The 14,607-nt window shown below is 67.1% G+C and carries 17 protein-coding genes; 13 read left to right on the forward strand and 4 right to left on the reverse strand.

Features of this window, described 5'->3' with window-relative positions; translation table 11 throughout:
* Positions 1-60: 60 nt before the first annotated feature.
* Positions 61-717, reverse strand: a complete 657-nt coding sequence (locus tag MKK84_RS33485; RefSeq protein WP_243927070.1) for an alpha/beta hydrolase — start codon at positions 715-717, stop codon at positions 61-63.
* 272 nt (positions 718-989) lie between these two features.
* Here MKK84_RS33485 and MKK84_RS33490 point away from each other — a divergent pair, with 272 nt between their 5' ends.
* From MKK84_RS33490 to MKK84_RS33520, 7 genes are all read left to right on the forward strand, one after another.
* On the forward strand, positions 990-2,159 hold the full coding sequence (locus MKK84_RS33490) for a cysteine desulfurase family protein (protein ID WP_243927073.1): 1,170 nt from the start codon (positions 990-992) through the stop codon (positions 2,157-2,159).
* Between the two features lie 68 nt (positions 2,160-2,227).
* Entirely contained in the window at positions 2,228-3,697 is a 1,470-nt protein-coding gene (gene sufB / locus MKK84_RS33495; RefSeq protein WP_243927075.1) for a Fe-S cluster assembly protein SufB, read from the forward strand.
* A 10-nt stretch (positions 3,698-3,707) separates the two neighbouring features.
* A complete protein-coding gene (locus tag MKK84_RS33500) occupies positions 3,708-3,965 on the forward strand; it encodes a hypothetical protein (RefSeq protein WP_243927076.1) in 258 nt (85 codons plus the stop codon).
* 45 nt (positions 3,966-4,010) lie between these two features.
* Positions 4,011-4,763, forward strand: coding sequence for a Fe-S cluster assembly ATPase SufC (sufC, locus tag MKK84_RS33505; RefSeq protein ID WP_243927078.1), 753 nt, complete (start codon positions 4,011-4,013; stop codon positions 4,761-4,763).
* A gap of 3 nt (positions 4,764-4,766) precedes the next feature.
* A complete protein-coding gene (locus MKK84_RS33510) occupies positions 4,767-6,089 on the forward strand; it encodes a SufB/SufD family protein (protein WP_243927080.1) in 1,323 nt (440 codons plus the stop codon).
* A 164-nt stretch (positions 6,090-6,253) separates the two neighbouring features.
* A complete protein-coding gene (locus MKK84_RS33515; protein WP_243927082.1) occupies positions 6,254-7,498 on the forward strand; it encodes a cysteine desulfurase in 1,245 nt (414 codons plus the stop codon).
* A 52-nt stretch (positions 7,499-7,550) separates the two neighbouring features.
* The gene (locus tag MKK84_RS33520; protein ID WP_243927084.1) at positions 7,551-7,934 is read left to right on the forward strand and encodes an SUF system Fe-S cluster assembly protein; all 384 of its coding nucleotides are present in this window, start codon (positions 7,551-7,553) and stop codon (positions 7,932-7,934) included.
* 7 nt (positions 7,935-7,941) lie between these two features.
* Here the strand turns inward: MKK84_RS33520 and MKK84_RS33525 are convergent, their stop codons facing one another.
* Positions 7,942-8,529 (reverse strand): Uma2 family endonuclease, encoded by a 588-nt coding sequence (locus tag MKK84_RS33525; RefSeq protein ID WP_243927086.1) that lies wholly within the window; start codon positions 8,527-8,529, stop codon positions 7,942-7,944.
* Between the two features lie 256 nt (positions 8,530-8,785).
* Here MKK84_RS33525 and MKK84_RS33530 point away from each other — a divergent pair, with 256 nt between their 5' ends.
* The 5 genes from MKK84_RS33530 to MKK84_RS33550 all read left to right on the forward strand — a co-directional run bounded on the left by MKK84_RS33530 (position 8,786) and on the right by MKK84_RS33550 (position 12,093).
* A complete protein-coding gene (locus tag MKK84_RS33530; protein ID WP_243927088.1) occupies positions 8,786-9,124 on the forward strand; it encodes a hypothetical protein in 339 nt (112 codons plus the stop codon).
* Positions 9,125-9,431: 307 nt separating this feature from the next.
* On the forward strand, positions 9,432-9,743 hold the full coding sequence (locus tag MKK84_RS33535; protein WP_243927090.1) for a hypothetical protein: 312 nt from the start codon (positions 9,432-9,434) through the stop codon (positions 9,741-9,743).
* Between the two features lie 220 nt (positions 9,744-9,963).
* Positions 9,964-10,218, forward strand: a complete 255-nt coding sequence (locus tag MKK84_RS33540) for a hypothetical protein (RefSeq protein WP_243927092.1) — start codon at positions 9,964-9,966, stop codon at positions 10,216-10,218.
* Positions 10,219-10,381: 163 nt separating this feature from the next.
* Positions 10,382-11,317 (forward strand): ABC transporter ATP-binding protein, encoded by a 936-nt coding sequence (locus MKK84_RS33545; protein ID WP_243927225.1) that lies wholly within the window; start codon positions 10,382-10,384, stop codon positions 11,315-11,317.
* A gap of 14 nt (positions 11,318-11,331) precedes the next feature.
* Complete coding sequence (locus MKK84_RS33550) at positions 11,332-12,093, forward strand: ABC transporter permease (RefSeq protein ID WP_243927227.1); 762 nt, start codon at positions 11,332-11,334, stop codon at positions 12,091-12,093.
* Between the two features lie 4 nt (positions 12,094-12,097).
* Here MKK84_RS33550 and MKK84_RS33555 read toward each other — a convergent pair whose 3' ends face one another.
* Positions 12,098-12,874 (reverse strand): alpha/beta fold hydrolase, encoded by a 777-nt coding sequence (locus MKK84_RS33555; protein ID WP_243927094.1) that lies wholly within the window; start codon positions 12,872-12,874, stop codon positions 12,098-12,100.
* 116 nt (positions 12,875-12,990) lie between these two features.
* On the opposite strand from MKK84_RS33555, the gene MKK84_RS33560 reads away from it, so the two are divergent.
* Complete coding sequence (locus MKK84_RS33560) at positions 12,991-13,833, forward strand: FkbM family methyltransferase (RefSeq protein ID WP_243927096.1); 843 nt, start codon at positions 12,991-12,993, stop codon at positions 13,831-13,833.
* On the opposite strand, the gene sfsA is transcribed toward MKK84_RS33560, so the two are convergent.
* Positions 13,820-14,533, reverse strand: coding sequence for a DNA/RNA nuclease SfsA (sfsA, locus tag MKK84_RS33565; protein WP_243927098.1), 714 nt, complete (start codon positions 14,531-14,533; stop codon positions 13,820-13,822). The two genes, MKK84_RS33560 and sfsA, sit on opposite strands and share 14 nt — an antisense overlap.
* Positions 14,534-14,607 lie beyond the last annotated feature (74 nt).

Genomic DNA, 14,607 nt, shown 5'->3' on the forward strand with positions numbered 1-14,607 from the left:
CGATGCCCGCGCCGTATTCCTCCGAGGCGCTCCCCGTCAAGGCGCAGGGTTGGCGCAGCGTCAGGCGGCCTCCTCGCGCTTGCCGAGGCGCTTGTCGAGGTAGGTGTCCACCGTCTGGGTCAGTTCGTCGACCTTGCCGTCGAAGAAGTGGTTGGCGCCGTCGACCACCTGATGCTCGATGATGACGCCCTTCTGCACCTTCACCTTCTCGATCACCGGCATGACCTCGCGGGCCGGCGCGACGCGGTCCTCCGAGCCGTGCACGAACAGCCCGGAGGACGGGCAGGGCGCCAGGAAGGTGAAGTCGTAGCGATTCGCCATCGCGGCGATCGAGATGAAGCCCTCGATCTCGGGGCGGCGCATCAGCAGCTGCATGCCGATCCACGAACCGAACGAGACACCCGCGATCCAGCAGGACTTCGCCTCCGGATTGACCGACTGCACCCAATCGAGGGCCGCGGCGGCATCGGACAGCTCGCCCGAACCGTGATCGAACGCGCCCTGGCTGCGGCCGACCCCGCGGAAATTGAAGCGCAGGGCTGCGAAGCCGCGATTGGCGAACGTGTAAAAAAGGTTGTACACAATCTGATTGTTCATCGTGCCCCCGAATTGCGGGTGCGGGTGCAGGATGATGGCGATCGGCGCGCCGCGCTTCTTGGGGGCCTGATAGCGGCCTTCCAGGCGACCGGCGGGGCCGGTGAAGATGACTTCGGGCATGGTTCGCTACTCACTCTCGCATTCGCCCGCCGCGCGCGTGGCGCCAAGCTCCGGCAGCCTTGACTCAAAGCGGGAGCACCATAAAAGCACTCTTAGAACAGTTCTAGTCGATTAGAATTGTTCTAAAAAGGCCGCTCGATGTGTCGCACGGGCTGCCTGAGCCGATCCTGCCGGTCGGCGGGCCTCGATCCATCGGCGGCCCTTAGCACGTCGGACCGGTCGGAAGGCAAGGAATTGTGACGCGCGGCAGACAAGGATCGCACGGAACGCCGATGAGCCGGGCACGCGCCTATCTCGATTACAACGCCACTGCTCCGGCCCGCCCGACCGTCGCGGATGCGGTGGCGCGCGCGCTGATGCTCCCGGGTAATCCGTCCTCGATCCACGCCGAGGGGCGCGCCGCACGGGCCGCTCTGGAGGCCGCCCGTGCGGAAGTCGCGGCTCTGGTCGGTGCCCGGCCCGAACAGGTCGTGTTCACCAGCGGCGGGACCGAGGCAGCGAACGCGGTCCTGTCGGGCGATCTGCGCCGCCGCGGCCTGCCGGCGCCGACACGGCTGCTGCACACGGCGACCGAGCACCCTTGCGTCGCCGCAGGCCACCGGTTCCCGGAGGCTGCGGTGGAGCTGCTGCCGGTGACCCGGGAAGGCATCATCGACCTCGCTGCCCTGGAAAGCGGTCTCGCCGCGCTGACGGACGAGAGCGTGCTGCTCTCGGTCCATGCGGCGAACAATGAGACCGGTGCCGTGCAGCCGCTCTCCGAGGTCGTGGCATTGGCCCGGACCCATGGCCGGACGCTGGTTCACAGCGACGCCGTGCAGGCGGTCGGCAAGGTTCCCCTCGACATGGAGGCGCTCGACCTCGACGCCCTGACCCTGTCGGGCCACAAATTCGCGGCGCCGAAGGGTGTCGGCGCGCTGGTGCTCGCCGAAGGCGTCAGCCTTGAGAGCGCCTTCCTGCGCGGCGGTGGCCAGGAACGTGGGCAGCGCTGCGGCACCGAGTGTTTGCCGGCCATCGTCGGCATGGGCGAGGCAGCCCGGGCCGCCCGCGCGGCGCTCGATGAAGAGAGCACACGGCTCACCGACCTGCGCGATCGGATCGAAGCCGGGGTGCGGGCTTTGGCGCCCGATGCCGTCATCTTCGCGGCCGGAGCCCCGCGCCTGCCCAACACCTTAAATTTCTCGGTCCCGGGCCTCGACGCGCCCGCGTCCGTGATCGCCCTCGACCTCGCCGGCGTGGCGGTATCGTCGGGCTCGGCCTGCTCGTCGGGCAAGGTCGCGCGCTCGGCGACGCTCGCCGCGATGGGCGTGGATGCGGATCTTGCCGGGGGGGCGCTGCGCGTCAGCCTCGGCTGGAACACGGTGGACGCGGATGCGGCATGCTTCCTCGACGCCTTCGAACGGGTCGTGCAGACCCTATATAGACGGCGAGGACAGGCGGCCTGAGCGCCGTCCCCCCGCTTTCCGCCAGATGCTTCCCGGCCCTTGACGCCGGAGATGCCTAGGAGACGCATATGCCTGCCGTGCAGGAAACCATTGACCGGGTCCGCTCGATCGACCTCGACCAGTACAAGTATGGGTTCGAGACCACCATCGAGATGGAGAAGTCCGAGAAGGGCATCTCCGAGGATGTAGTGCGCTTCATCTCGGCCAAGAAGAACGAGCCGGCCTGGCTGCTGGAATGGCGCCTCGACGCCTATCGGCGCTGGCTGACCATGCAGGAGCCGGAATGGGCCCGGGTTTCCTACGACAAGGTCAACTACAACGACATCTACTACTACGCGGCCCCCAAGCGCCCGGCCGCGATGTCGCTCGACGAGATCGACCCGGAGATCCTGAAGACCTACGAGAAGCTTGGCATCCCCCTCCGTGAGGTCGAGGTGCTGGAGGGCATCGCACCGGAGCGCCGCGTCGCGGTCGACGCCGTGTTCGATTCGGTCTCGGTGGCCACGACCTTCAAGAAGGAGCTCTCGAAGGCCGGCGTGATCTTCATGCCGATTTCGGAGGCCGTGCAGGAATACCCGGAGCTGGTAAAGAAGTATCTCGGCTCCGTCGTGCCGGCGACCGACAACTTCTTCGCGACGCTCAATTCGGCGGTCTTCTCCGACGGGTCGTTCGTCTACATCCCGCCGGGCGTCCGCTGCCCGATGGAGCTGTCGACCTATTTCCGCATCAACGAGCGCGATACCGGCCAGTTCGAGCGCACGCTGATCATCGCCGACAAGGGCTCCTACGTCTCGTATCTGGAGGGCTGCACCGCCCCGAAGCGCGACGACAACCAGCTCCACGCCGCGGTGGTCGAGCTGGTCGCCCTGGATGACGCCGAGATCAAGTACTCGACCGTCCAGAACTGGTACCCGGGCGACAACGACGGAAAGGGCGGGATCTACAACTTCGTGACGAAGCGTGGCGATTGCCGTGGCGCCCGCTCGAAGATCTCGTGGACGCAGGTCGAGACCGGCTCGGCGATCACGTGGAAGTACCCGTCCTGCATCCTGCGCGGCGACGAGTCCCGCGGCGAGTTCTACTCGATCGCGGTGTCGAACGGCATGCAGCAGGTCGATTCCGGCACCAAGATGATCCACCTCGGCAAGAACACGACGAGCCGGATCATCTCGAAGGGCATCTCGGCGGGCCGTTCGCAGAACACCTACCGCGGCTTGGTCTCGGCCCACCGCAAGGCCTCGAACGCCCGGAACTTCACGAACTGCGACTCCCTGCTGATCGGCGACCAGTGCGGCGCGCACACCGTGCCCTACATCGAGTCGAAGAACGCCTCGGCGGTGTTCGAGCACGAGGCCACCACCTCGAAGATCTCCGAGGACCAGAAGTTCTACTGCCAGCAGCGCGGCCTCTCCGAGGAGGAAGCGACTGCCCTCATCGTCAACGGCTTCGTCCGGGACGTGCTGCAGCAGCTGCCGATGGAGTTCGCCGTCGAGGCCCAGAAGTTGATCTCGATCAGCCTGGAAGGCTCGGTGGGGTGATCTCGCGGCCATGACTTACGCGTTCGATACCCTCAAGTTCAGGCAGCGGCTGGAACAGGTCGGTGTCGGGCGCGATCAGGCCGTGGCTCATGCCGAACTCGCTCGGGACATGGTCGTCGCCGATACGGCAACCAAGGCAGATCTCGCGGAGCTGAAGAAGGACGTCGAATCTTCGCTCCGCGAACTCGAACTCCGCACGGCCGTGAAGATCGGCGCCATCGTGGGGGCGGCCGTCGCGGTCATTGCGGCCCTTCAGAAATTCCTTTGACGGCTTCGGCCGCTCAACACGTCTAAAGTTTAGGACTACCAAGACATGCTGGAAATCAAGAACCTCGTCGTGCAGATCGAGGACAACCGCATCCTGAACGGGTTGAACCTCACCGTGAATGACGGCGAGGTCGCCGCCATCATGGGCCCCAACGGCTCGGGCAAGTCGACCCTCTCATACGTCATCGCCGGCAAGGAGGACTACGAGGTCCTCGACGGCGAGATCCTGCTCGACGGGCACAACGTGCTGGAGATGGCCGCCGACGAGCGCGCCGCCGCCGGCATCTTCTTGGCGTTCCAGTATCCGCTGGAGATCCCCGGCGTCGGCACGATGACGTTCCTGAAGGCCTGCCTCAACGCCCAGCGCAAGGCGCGCGGCGAGGCCGAGCTGTCGACCCCCGATTTCATCCGGGCGGTGAACGGCGCGGCCGACAAGCTCGAGATCAACAAGGAGATGCTCAAGCGCGCCCTCAATGTCGGCTTCTCCGGCGGCGAGAAGAAGCGCATGGAGATCCTCCAGATGGCGCTGCTGCAGCCGAAGTTCTGCGTGCTCGACGAGACCGATTCCGGCCTCGACATCGACGCCCTGCGCATAGTCTCCGAGGGCGTGAATGCCCTGCGCGACCAGGGCCGCGCGTTCCTCGTCATCACCCACTACCAGCGGCTGCTCAACCACATCGTGCCCGATACCGTGCACGTCATGTCGAAGGGCCAGATCGTGAAGACCGGCGGGAAGGAGCTGGCCCTGGAGCTCGAAGCCTCGGGCTACGCCGAATACCGCACCAACGAGGCGGCCTGAGCCATGGCCGACGTCACCAACCTCCGCTCCCCCGCCGAGGCCGGCCTGTCGAAGCTGTTCGAGACGGCCCGCCAGAGCTTTGCCAGCGACGCCACCATCGCCCGCGAGGAGGCGTTCCGCTTCTTCGAGGCGACCGGCCTGCCGAGCCGCCGGGTCGAGGCGTTCAAGTACACCGACCTGCGCGCCGCGATCAGCGAAGCCGCGCCGCCGGCCGAGGCGCCGAGTCTCAATGTCTCCAAGGTGGCGGTCGCCGAGGCGAAGGGCTTTGCCGGGATCGAGACCGCGCGCTTGACCTTCGTGAACGGCCACCTCGTCCGCGAGCTGTCCGATCTCGACCGGATCCCAGCCGGCGTCACGGTCATGCCGCTGAACGACGCGCTGAGCCAGGGCAATGACGCCTTGACCCAGCTCGCCCCCGTGCCCCAGGCCCGGGAGAACCCGATCTATCAGCTCAACACCGCCTTCCTGGCGGACGGCGCTGTCATCCGGATTGCGGCCGGCGCCAAGCCGGAGCAGCCGATACACCTGCGCTTCGTCGGCACCGGCAGCACGCCGTTCTCGACGGCGACCCGCGTGCTCGTCCAGATCGGGGAAGGCGCGGAATTCAGCCTGCTGGAGAGCCACGAGGGACCGAACGGCCTCACCTGCCAGCCCAACGACGCCCTCGACGTGGTGGTCGGCCCCAAGGCCGCCTTCCGGCACACCCGCCTGAACATCGAGGGCGACGCGACCATCGCGCTCTCGACCTTGTCGCTGAAGGTCGAGGCCGAGGGTCAGGTCGAGACCGTGAACCTCGTCACCGGGGCTGTGCTGTCACGCCACCAGATCTACGTCCATGTCGCGGGCGACGACACCAACGTCGTGGTCAATGGCGCCGCCATGCTGCGCAACGGCCAGCTCGCCGACTCGACGCTGCTGGCCGACCACGCCGCCGTGGGCGGCGTCGGCCGTGAGCAGTTCAAGTGGATCATCGACGGCGATGCCACCGGCGTGTTCCAGGGCAAGATCATCGTCCGTCAGGCCGCCCAGAAAACCGACGGCAAGATGAAGTCCGACTGTCTCCTCCTCACCGACGAGGGGCAGATGATGAACAAGCCGGAACTGGAAATCTTCGCCGACGACGTCGCCTGCGGCCATGGCGCAACCTGCGGCGCGCCGGATCCGGAACTGCTGTTCTACCTGATGGCCCGCGGCCTGCCGCGCCCGATCGCCGAGAGCCTGTTGGTTCAGGCCTTCGTGGGCGAGGCGGTGGAAGCGGTCACGCACGAGGGCGCCCGCGCGGCGCTGATCGGCGAGATCGAAGCCTGGCTGAAGGCGCGGGGCTAGCGCGACGCGCTCTCCTCCCCCCTCTGGGGAGGAGCCGGAGGTGGGGGTGGCTCCGGGTGTGGCTCGGCGGTGCCTCCTGAACCACCCCCACCCCTAACCCCTTCCCCACAAGGGGGAGGGGACACCGTCCTTCCGCAAGGAGGGCGACCCGTGAGTGAGAAGCGATGAACGCACCCGTCCTCACCCCCACCTACGACGTCGAGGCGATCCGCAAGGATTTCCCGATCCTGGCGCAGCAGGTCTACGGCAAAAAGCTGGTCTATCTCGACAACGCCGCCTCGGCGCAGAAACCGCGGCAGGTGATCGACGCGATGGTGTCCTGCATGGAGACCGGCTACGCCAACGTCCACCGCGGCCTGCACTACATGGCCAACGCCGCGACCGAAGGGTTCGAGGGCGCCCGCGAGACCACGCGGCAGTTCCTCAACGCGGCCTCGACCGACGAGATCATCTTCACCCGCAACGCCACCGAGGCCTACAATCTCGTGGCCTCGTCGATGGGCTGGGGCGGCCTGATCGGGGAGGGGGACGAGATCATCCTCTCGATCATGGAGCATCACTCCAACATCGTGCCCTGGCACTTCCTGCGCGAGCGCCGCGGCGCCGTGATCAAGTGGGCGCCGGTGGACGACGAGGGCAACTTCCTCGTCGAGGAATTCGAAAAGCTGTTCTCGCCCCGCACCAAGATGGTGGCGATCACCCACATGTCGAACGTGCTCGGCACGGTGACGCCGGCCGCCGAGATCGTGCGCATCGCCCACGCCCACGGCGTGCCGGTGCTGCTCGACGGGGCCCAGAGCGCGGTGCACCAGCCGGTCGACGTCCGGGCGCTCGATTGCGACTTCTTCGTCTTCACCGGCCACAAGGTCTACGGCCCGACCGGGATCGGCGTGCTTTACGGCAAGAAGGAGTGGCTGGATCGGCTGCCACCCTACCAGGGCGGCGGCGAGATGATCCGGACGGTCGGCGAAGATGCGATCAGCTACAACGATCCGCCGCACAAGTTCGAGGCCGGCACCCCGGCGATCATCGAGGCGGTGGGTCTCGGAGCGGCGCTCGAATACATGATGTCGCTCGGGCGCGATGCGATCGCCGCGCACGAGGCGAAGCTGACGGCCTACGCGCAGGAGCGGCTCGGCGCGATGAATTCCCTGCGCCTGATCGGCACGGCTGAGGGGAAGGGCGGCGTGATCGCGTTCGAGATGAAGGGGGCCCATGCCCACGACATCGCCACGGTGATCGACCGGCAGGGCGTGGCGGTGCGGGCCGGGACCCATTGCGCCATGCCGCTGCTCAACCGCTTCGGCGTCACCTCGACCTGCCGCGCTTCGTTCGGCCTCTACAACACGACGGCCGAGATCGATGCCCTTGCCGAGGCGCTCGCCAAGGCAGAAATGCTGTTCACCTGATATACGGGTTCGAGGCTGGTCCCATCCGGACGCGTCCGAAGAGAGTGAAGCGATGACCACCGACGCCACCATCACGGGCGGCATGAACGCCCCCGCCGTCGCCGGCGATTCCGCGATCCCGCCGGCGGAACTGGATCGCCTGACCGACGACATCGTCGCGGCGCTGAAGAGCGTCTACGATCCGGAGATCCCGGCCGACATCTACGAACTCGGCTTGATCTACAAGGTCGATATCGGCGACGATCGAAAGGTGGCGATCGACATGACGCTGACGGCGCCCGGCTGCCCGGTGGCGGGCGAGATGCCCGGCTGGGTCGAGAACGCGGTGGCTGCGGTGCCGGGCGTTCAATCCTGCTCGGTCACGATGGTGTTCGATCCGCCGTGGGATCAGAGCCGCATGTCGGACGAGGCCCGCGTCGCCCTCGACATGTGGTAGCGCGCGGTCACGGCGCGTTGCGCCCAGGCTCGAAGGCCACAGCCTCGTAGATGTCGGCCAGCGCCAGACGCGCGCCGATCTCCGACAGGTCGATGATGTCGGTCATCGCCTCGTAGGTCTCCGGCTCCCAGGCCTCGCCGGTACGTCGGTACAGAAGGACGCTGGGAAACCGGGTCTCAACCAGCAGGATGCCGCGCAGGGTCGGGTGGCGGCGATACTCGTCGAGCTTGCGGAAGCGGTCGACGCTGCTTGTTGAAGGCGAGAGGACCTCCACGACGAGGCGGGGCGACCTGCTCTCATGGCTGTCGCGCACCAGCTCGCCGCACTCGACCGTGACGTCCGGGCGCCGGAGCGTCGCGATGCTCGTGCGCAGAGCGATGTCATCGGTGGTCGGGCGGCAGCCTGTTCCCCGAAGCTGGTGATGCAAATCCGCGATGATGTTGACGGTGACCCGATCGTGCTGGGCGCTGGCCCCAATCATCATCTTGACGTGCGGCACCGGGACGCCGTCGACGAGTTCGTAGAGCCCGTCCTGTCCGAGCTGCCACGCGAAGAATTGGTCCGGTGTCATGCGGCGCAGGGCAGGATCGGCCATGGCATCGTCTCATCAACGTCCGACCGCGGGGCTGGCGCTCAGGGCAGCGGGCGTCGCTCGCCGAATGATACCGTGTCCCGGCCTTGGGACATAGATGGGTGGTGACACGGCGGAGCTTCGGTACGTCGGCGCCCGATACGGCGCCCAGCCGCTGCGGCGATCGAAGATGCCATTAAGGTCGCGCTAACCATGCGGGCGCAGATCGGGACCGGCCGCTGCGGCGCGGTGTCCCCATCAGAGTGCTCGGTGAAATTGGATGGCTTTGGGCTACGTGGTTGCAGCCATTCTGGAGACCGCCGGGCTGGTCGGTCTCGTGCTTGCTCTGTTGAGAATCCAGGCGGAACGTCGGGCGAAAGTCGCCGAGCTGCGGAGCTTCCTCCGCTCCGGCCAAACCGTTTCCACCCCACGCGATATCGCTGGCTCGCATCACCGGGCCGCCTTCGGGACCCGCGTGGTCGCTATCCCCTACGCTGCGGAATCAGGCCGTACAGCACCGACCCGTGACACGGCGGCGCGTTCCGCCCTCCGGCGCGCCATCGCGCGCGGTGGCCAGCGGTTCCATGCCGACGCGGCCGTCTCGATCAGCGCAGGATGATATCGAGGCCGCTGCCGAAGAGCACGACGGCGCTGAGCGTCAGCATGAACTTCAGGTCTTCGAGACGGGCGCTCATGGTCGATCCTCTCTGAAGGGCGGCTGCCTCGCTGCCCGGCCAACGCATTACCAACGTATTAACGGAATTTCCGCGAGTCTTTTCAGCTTCCGTTAGGGATTTGCGGGCGGTTTCCATTTACTAAGGTTAGTTCTTCGTTAAGACCGCGCCCAACCCGTTAACGCGTTCTAGCTCCGCCGGCGCGGCTCGGCAGTGCGGCAGAGCACGCATTCTCCCAGAAGGTTCGCCGCCATGGAGCAGAGCAGGACCGGCGTGTTCGCCAGAGCGGTCGATTGGATGTTCCGGAACCGCAAAACCGGCGCGCTGACCGTTGGGCAATGGCCCAATCTGCCCCTGTGGCTGTTCGGTGGGCTAACGTTGGGCGCCTGGGCGGCCCAGACGAACCAGCCCCTGGCGCGATGGCTGTCTGTCGGCGCTGATCTCGCCCTCGCGTGGTGGGCGCTCGATGAGTTGCTGCGCGGGGTGAACCCCTGGCGCAGGTTCCTCGGGGCCGGGACGCTGGTCGGGCTTATCGCGCTCATCACGCTTCGGCTAGCGGGTTGAGCCAAGCTCGTCTGATCACGGCGCCATTTCACGGCGCGATGATGGACTTGGCTGTTGCCCAGAGGCCGGCTGATCCGGTCCGCACCCCCTGTCCATTGAAGCTCCGTTGTCTGCCGCGGGGTTCGACACCTAACGGTAGGTTGCACCGGTCGCGAATATGTGGATGTTCGCGCCGGGCGTCGGCGCATGCGTCCGATCGAGGGTTGGTGTTGAAGGCATCATGACGGACGCAGCGGGCTTCGATCCCATGACAGCCACGTCCTCCGCCGACGAGCGGGTGCGGCTGCTCGGACAGATTGCAGAGGCGTTGAAGATCCCCGTCTCGACCTTCCAGGGACGCGGGACCGCGAACGCGGGACCGCGTGGGCCGGCGGCCTCGGAATGCGCTGCGCTGCTGGCGGCGTTCTCGCGCATCGAAGACCCGGATCAGCGCCGGGAATGCTTGGCGATCGTCGAGCGCTTCAGCGAGCGGTAGCGGCTGACGTGCCCGGCCGTGCGCCGGCGCACACCGGATCGGTCCGGCTTCGCGATCGGCGTGCTATAGGGCCGGCCTTCCCGAGGCGACGGCCATCGGCGCATCGACGCGCGAGCGATGCGCACGTTGCCGGCTCCGGGCTCGCCAACGCTCCATTCAGGCCCTGATGCCGATCATATCCATCTCGCAGCTGTCGAAGACCTACACGTCCGGCTTCACGGCCCTGCGCGACATCGACCTCGCGATCGAGGCCGGGGAGATCTTCGCGTTGCTCGGCCCGAACGGCGCCGGCAAGTCGACCCTGATCAACATCGTCTGCGGGATCGTCACGCCGAGTTCCGGCACCGTGCTGGTCGATGGCCACGACATTGCCGGCGACTACCGCGCCGCGCGGCGCGCCATCGGGCTCGTGCCGCAGGAACTCACCACCGACGCCTTCGAGACGGTGCTGAACACGGTCAGCTTCTCCCGCGGTCTGTTCGGGCTGCGGCCGGATCCCGGCCATATCGAGCGGATCCTGCGGGCGCTGTCCCTGTGGGACAAGCGCGACAGCCGGCTGATGACCCTCTCGGGCGGGATGAAGCGTCGGGTCCTGATTGCCAAGGCCCTGTCGCACGAGCCCCGGGTGCTGTTCCTCGATGAACCGACCGCAGGCGTCGATGTCGAGCTGCGCCAGGACATGTGGCGCTTGGTGCGCGAGCTGCGCCAACAGGGCGTCACCGTCATCCTCACCACCCACTACATCGAGGAAGCGGAGGAGATGGCCGACCGCATCGGCGTGATCCGCCGTGGCGAGATCATCCTGGTGGAGGAGAAGGCCGCGCTGATGCGCAAGCTGGGGCGCAAGCAGCTCACCCTGAATCTCCAGCAGCCGATCGCCGAGGTTCCGCCGGAGCTGGCCGATTACGAATTGGCCCTCGCCGCGGAGGGGCGCGAGCTGGTCTATACCTACGACACGCGCGCCGAGCGCACCGGCATCACCGGGCTGCTCACCGGGCTCGCCGCGGCGGGCATCCGGTTCAACGACCTGCACACCGAACAGAGTTCGCTGGAGGACATCTTTGTGGGCCTCGTGCGCGAAGAAGGAGCACGGGCATGAGCACGGCCTACAGCATGAACTGGCCGGCGGTCCGGGCGATCTATCGGTTCGAGATGGGACGGTTCTGGCGCACGGCCGGGCAGAGCATCCTGGCCCCGGTGATCTCGACGACGCTGTACTTCGTGGTGTTCGGCGCCGCGATCGGCTCGCGGGTCTCGGCGGTCGACGGCGTGCCCTACGGGTTGTTCATCGTGCCCGGGCTAATCATGCTGTCGCTGCTGACGCAGAGCATCTCGAACGCCTCGTTCGGCATCTACTTCCCGCGCTTCGCCGGCACGATCTATGAGATCCTGTCGGCGCCGATCTCGCCGCTGGAGGTCGTACTGGGCTTCGTCGGCGCGGCGGCCTCCAAGTCGATCCTGATCGGCTTGATCATCCTGGCGACCTCGGCGCTGTTCGTGCCGCTGCGGATCGAGCATCCGGTCTGGATGATCGGCTTCCTGCTGCTCACCGCCGTGACCTTCAGCCTATTCGGCTTCGTGATCGGCCTGTGGGCGGACGGGTTCGAGAAGCTTCAGCTCGTGCCGCTCCTCGTCGTCACGCCGCTGACCTTCCTGGGCGGCAGCTTCTACGCCATCGGCATGCTGCCGCCGTTCTGGCACGCGGTGAGTTTGCTCAACCCGGTCGTGTACCTGATCAGCGGTTTCCGCTGGGCGTTCTTCGGCAAGGCGGACGTGAACATCGCGATCAGCCTCGGCATGACCGCCTTGTTCCTGGTGATCTGCCTCGGCCTCGTCACCTACATCTTCCGCACGGGCTACCGGCTGAAGAGCTGATCGGTCACGGCTGCGCCGCGAGGAACGTCAGCACGCCGTCCCGGTGCGGCTTGGCGCCGACCGCGGTGGAGTGATCCTTGCCCTCGATCTCGAGCGCCCGCGCATCCGGGATCAGGGCGGCGAGACCCGGACCGGAGCCCGCGACCGTATCGAGGGTGCCGACCGAGACCAGCACCGGAACCTCGATCTGCCCGAGTTCCGCCCGGCTCAGGGTCTGGCGGGAGCCGCGCATGCAGGCCGCCAGCGCCCGCAGGTCGCTCCGTGTCTGCTCGGCGAACATGCGGAAGGCCGCCGCGGTCGGGTTCGCTGCCTTTGTGCCGGCGGGCGCCTCCAGCGCCTCCGCGATACCCGACGGAAGCCCCTTGCCCTCGACGAGATGCATCCCGAGCCCGCCGATCAGCGCCGAGCGGACCCGGCTCGCGTGATCCAGGGCGATGTGGGCCGTGATCCGCCCGCCCATCGAGTAGCCCATCACGTGGGCGCGTTCGATGCCGAGATGGTCGAGCAGCCGGATCGCGTCGCCCGCCATCGACTCCGAGCTGTAGGCAGCCGGATCATAGAGCTTCTCGCTCTCGCCATGGCCGCGATTGTCCAGGGCGATCGCCCGGTATCCGGCCTGGGTCAGGGCCTTCACCCACTGGGTGTTGACCCAGTTGACCGCGTGGTTCGACGCGAAGCCGTGGATCAGCAGGATCGGCTTGCCCGCCGACTGACTGTCCCCTGCCGCCGGTGGGACATCGATATAGGCGATCCGCACGCCGTCGGAATTGAAGGATTCCATGCCGGGCAACCCATGCTCCTCACGCTCGGCCACCGCTTAGACCACGCGGGCTTCCCGGGGCAACGCATCGTGATCGGCTTGCGGGGTGGCGCGCCGGCTGGCAAACCCCGCCGGTCATGACGGACACGCAGCCTTACGGCACCTACGAACCCACCGGTCTCGTGGCGGCCATCACCCGCCGCACGAACCGGATCCCGGCCGAATCCTGGTATGGGCGGCGCCTCGCGCTGTTTCTGCGCCGGATCGCGATCTCGCGGCTGCGGGGCAAGCCCCTGGACGTCACCCGCTACGGGGCGCGGATGCGGCTGCACCCGTACAACAACAATTGCGAGAAGAAGGTGCTGTTCACCCCGCAGTTCTTCGATCCCGAGGAACGGGCACTTCTTCAGGAACGCCTGCCGAAGGACTGCGTCTTCCTCGACATCGGCGCCAATATCGGAGCCTACGCGTTGTGCGTGGCCGCGTTCTCGGGCCCAGGTGCACGGATCGTCGCGGTGGAACCGCAGCCCGACGTGTTCGACCGCCTGACCTACAACATCGCCCAGAATCCGTTCCACACCGTGAAGGCAGTCGCCTGCGCGGTGGCCGACAAGGCCGGCGAGCTCACCCTGTTCATCGATCCCCGCAACCGGGGCGAATCGAGCCTGCGGATCGTCGGCACCAACGAAGGCGCCCGGATCACCGTGCCGGCGGTGACGCTGATGGATCTGCTGCGGGGCGAAGGGCTGTCGCGGGTCGATGCCGTCAAGCTCGACGTGGAGGGCGCCGAGGATCTGATCCTGGAGCCGTTTCTGCGCGAGGCGCCGGAAGCCCTCCTGCCACGCATCCTGCTGATCGAGAACGGCACGGGCCAGTGGCAGATCGACCTGCCGAAGCACCTTGAGGGCTTCGGCTATCGCGAGGTCGCGCGCTCCCGGCTCAACCTGATGTTCGAGCGCTCGGCCGTCAGGGCGGCGTGACGACCGGTATCTCCTCCGCGATGGTCACGCCCTCCGGGCCGACGGCACAGCGATAGGCCCGAACCTCCACGCCCGCGGCACGCGCCTCCCGAAAGGCTCGATCGAAGGCCGGGTCGATGTCGCGGGCGACATCGAACGCCTCCGCGTGCATCTGCACCACGATGACGACCAGCGCCCGCCCACCCGCGACGACAACCTGGGCAAGGTCGCGCATGTGCCGGGCGCTGCGGGCGGCCGTGCAGTCCGGGAACTCCGCTAGACCGGCCCGACGCATCAGGTGGCAGTTCTTGACCTCGACATGGCACGGCCCGCCACCACCGCCGCTCGCCAGGAAATCGACCCGGCTCGCCTGTGCGTAGCGGACCTCCGGCTTCAGCACGTCGTATCCGGCCAAGGCCGAAATCGCCCCGGCCCGGAAAGCCTCGGCCACCAGGGCGTTCGGGCGCAGGGTGTTGAGGCCGACCCATTGCGGGCCGCCGGGCAGATCGGCCTCGACCAGCTCCCAGGTCAGCGGGAGCTTGCGCGTCGGGTTCGCCGAGCGGGAGAGTAGTGCCCGCGCCCCAGGCGTATTCAGCCCCAGCATCGCCCCCGGATTGGGACAATGCGCGGTGACGAGCCCCTCCGCGGTCTCGATATCGGCCAGGAAGCGCTTGTAGCGTCGAACCAGCCGTCCCGGCAGGAGCGGCGCGGCGAACTGCATGGCATCCTCGGGATTGTCGTAGCCAGGAGAGCGTGTCGCGCTATCTGCCCACGCGATCCACCCGACGCCAGAGA

The organism is Methylobacterium sp. E-065 (assembly GCF_022829605.1).
Classification (GTDB): Bacteria; Pseudomonadota; Alphaproteobacteria; order Rhizobiales; family Beijerinckiaceae; genus Methylobacterium.

Coding starts and splice junctions, on each gene's coding strand:
- MKK84_RS33485 (WP_243927070.1), bottom strand. CDS start 717: ATGCCCGAAGTCATCTTCACCGGCCCCGCCGGTCGCCTGGAAGGCCGC.
- MKK84_RS33490 (WP_243927073.1), top strand. CDS start 990: ATGAGCCGGGCACGCGCCTATCTCGATTACAACGCCACTGCTCCGGCC.
- sufB (WP_243927075.1), top strand. CDS start 2,228: ATGCCTGCCGTGCAGGAAACCATTGACCGGGTCCGCTCGATCGACCTC.
- MKK84_RS33500 (WP_243927076.1), top strand. CDS start 3,708: ATGACTTACGCGTTCGATACCCTCAAGTTCAGGCAGCGGCTGGAACAG.
- sufC (WP_243927078.1), top strand. CDS start 4,011: ATGCTGGAAATCAAGAACCTCGTCGTGCAGATCGAGGACAACCGCATC.
- MKK84_RS33510 (WP_243927080.1), top strand. CDS start 4,767: ATGGCCGACGTCACCAACCTCCGCTCCCCCGCCGAGGCCGGCCTGTCG.
- MKK84_RS33515 (WP_243927082.1), top strand. CDS start 6,254: ATGAACGCACCCGTCCTCACCCCCACCTACGACGTCGAGGCGATCCGC.
- MKK84_RS33520 (WP_243927084.1), top strand. CDS start 7,551: ATGACCACCGACGCCACCATCACGGGCGGCATGAACGCCCCCGCCGTC.
- MKK84_RS33525 (WP_243927086.1), bottom strand. CDS start 8,529: ATGGCCGATCCTGCCCTGCGCCGCATGACACCGGACCAATTCTTCGCG.
- MKK84_RS33530 (WP_243927088.1), top strand. CDS start 8,786: ATGGCTTTGGGCTACGTGGTTGCAGCCATTCTGGAGACCGCCGGGCTG.
- MKK84_RS33535 (WP_243927090.1), top strand. CDS start 9,432: ATGGAGCAGAGCAGGACCGGCGTGTTCGCCAGAGCGGTCGATTGGATG.
- MKK84_RS33540 (WP_243927092.1), top strand. CDS start 9,964: ATGACGGACGCAGCGGGCTTCGATCCCATGACAGCCACGTCCTCCGCC.
- MKK84_RS33550 (WP_243927227.1), top strand. CDS start 11,332: ATGAACTGGCCGGCGGTCCGGGCGATCTATCGGTTCGAGATGGGACGG.
- MKK84_RS33555 (WP_243927094.1), bottom strand. CDS start 12,874: ATGGAATCCTTCAATTCCGACGGCGTGCGGATCGCCTATATCGATGTC.
- MKK84_RS33560 (WP_243927096.1), top strand. CDS start 12,991: ATGACGGACACGCAGCCTTACGGCACCTACGAACCCACCGGTCTCGTG.
- sfsA (WP_243927098.1), bottom strand. CDS start 14,533: ATGCAGTTCGCCGCGCCGCTCCTGCCGGGACGGCTGGTTCGACGCTAC.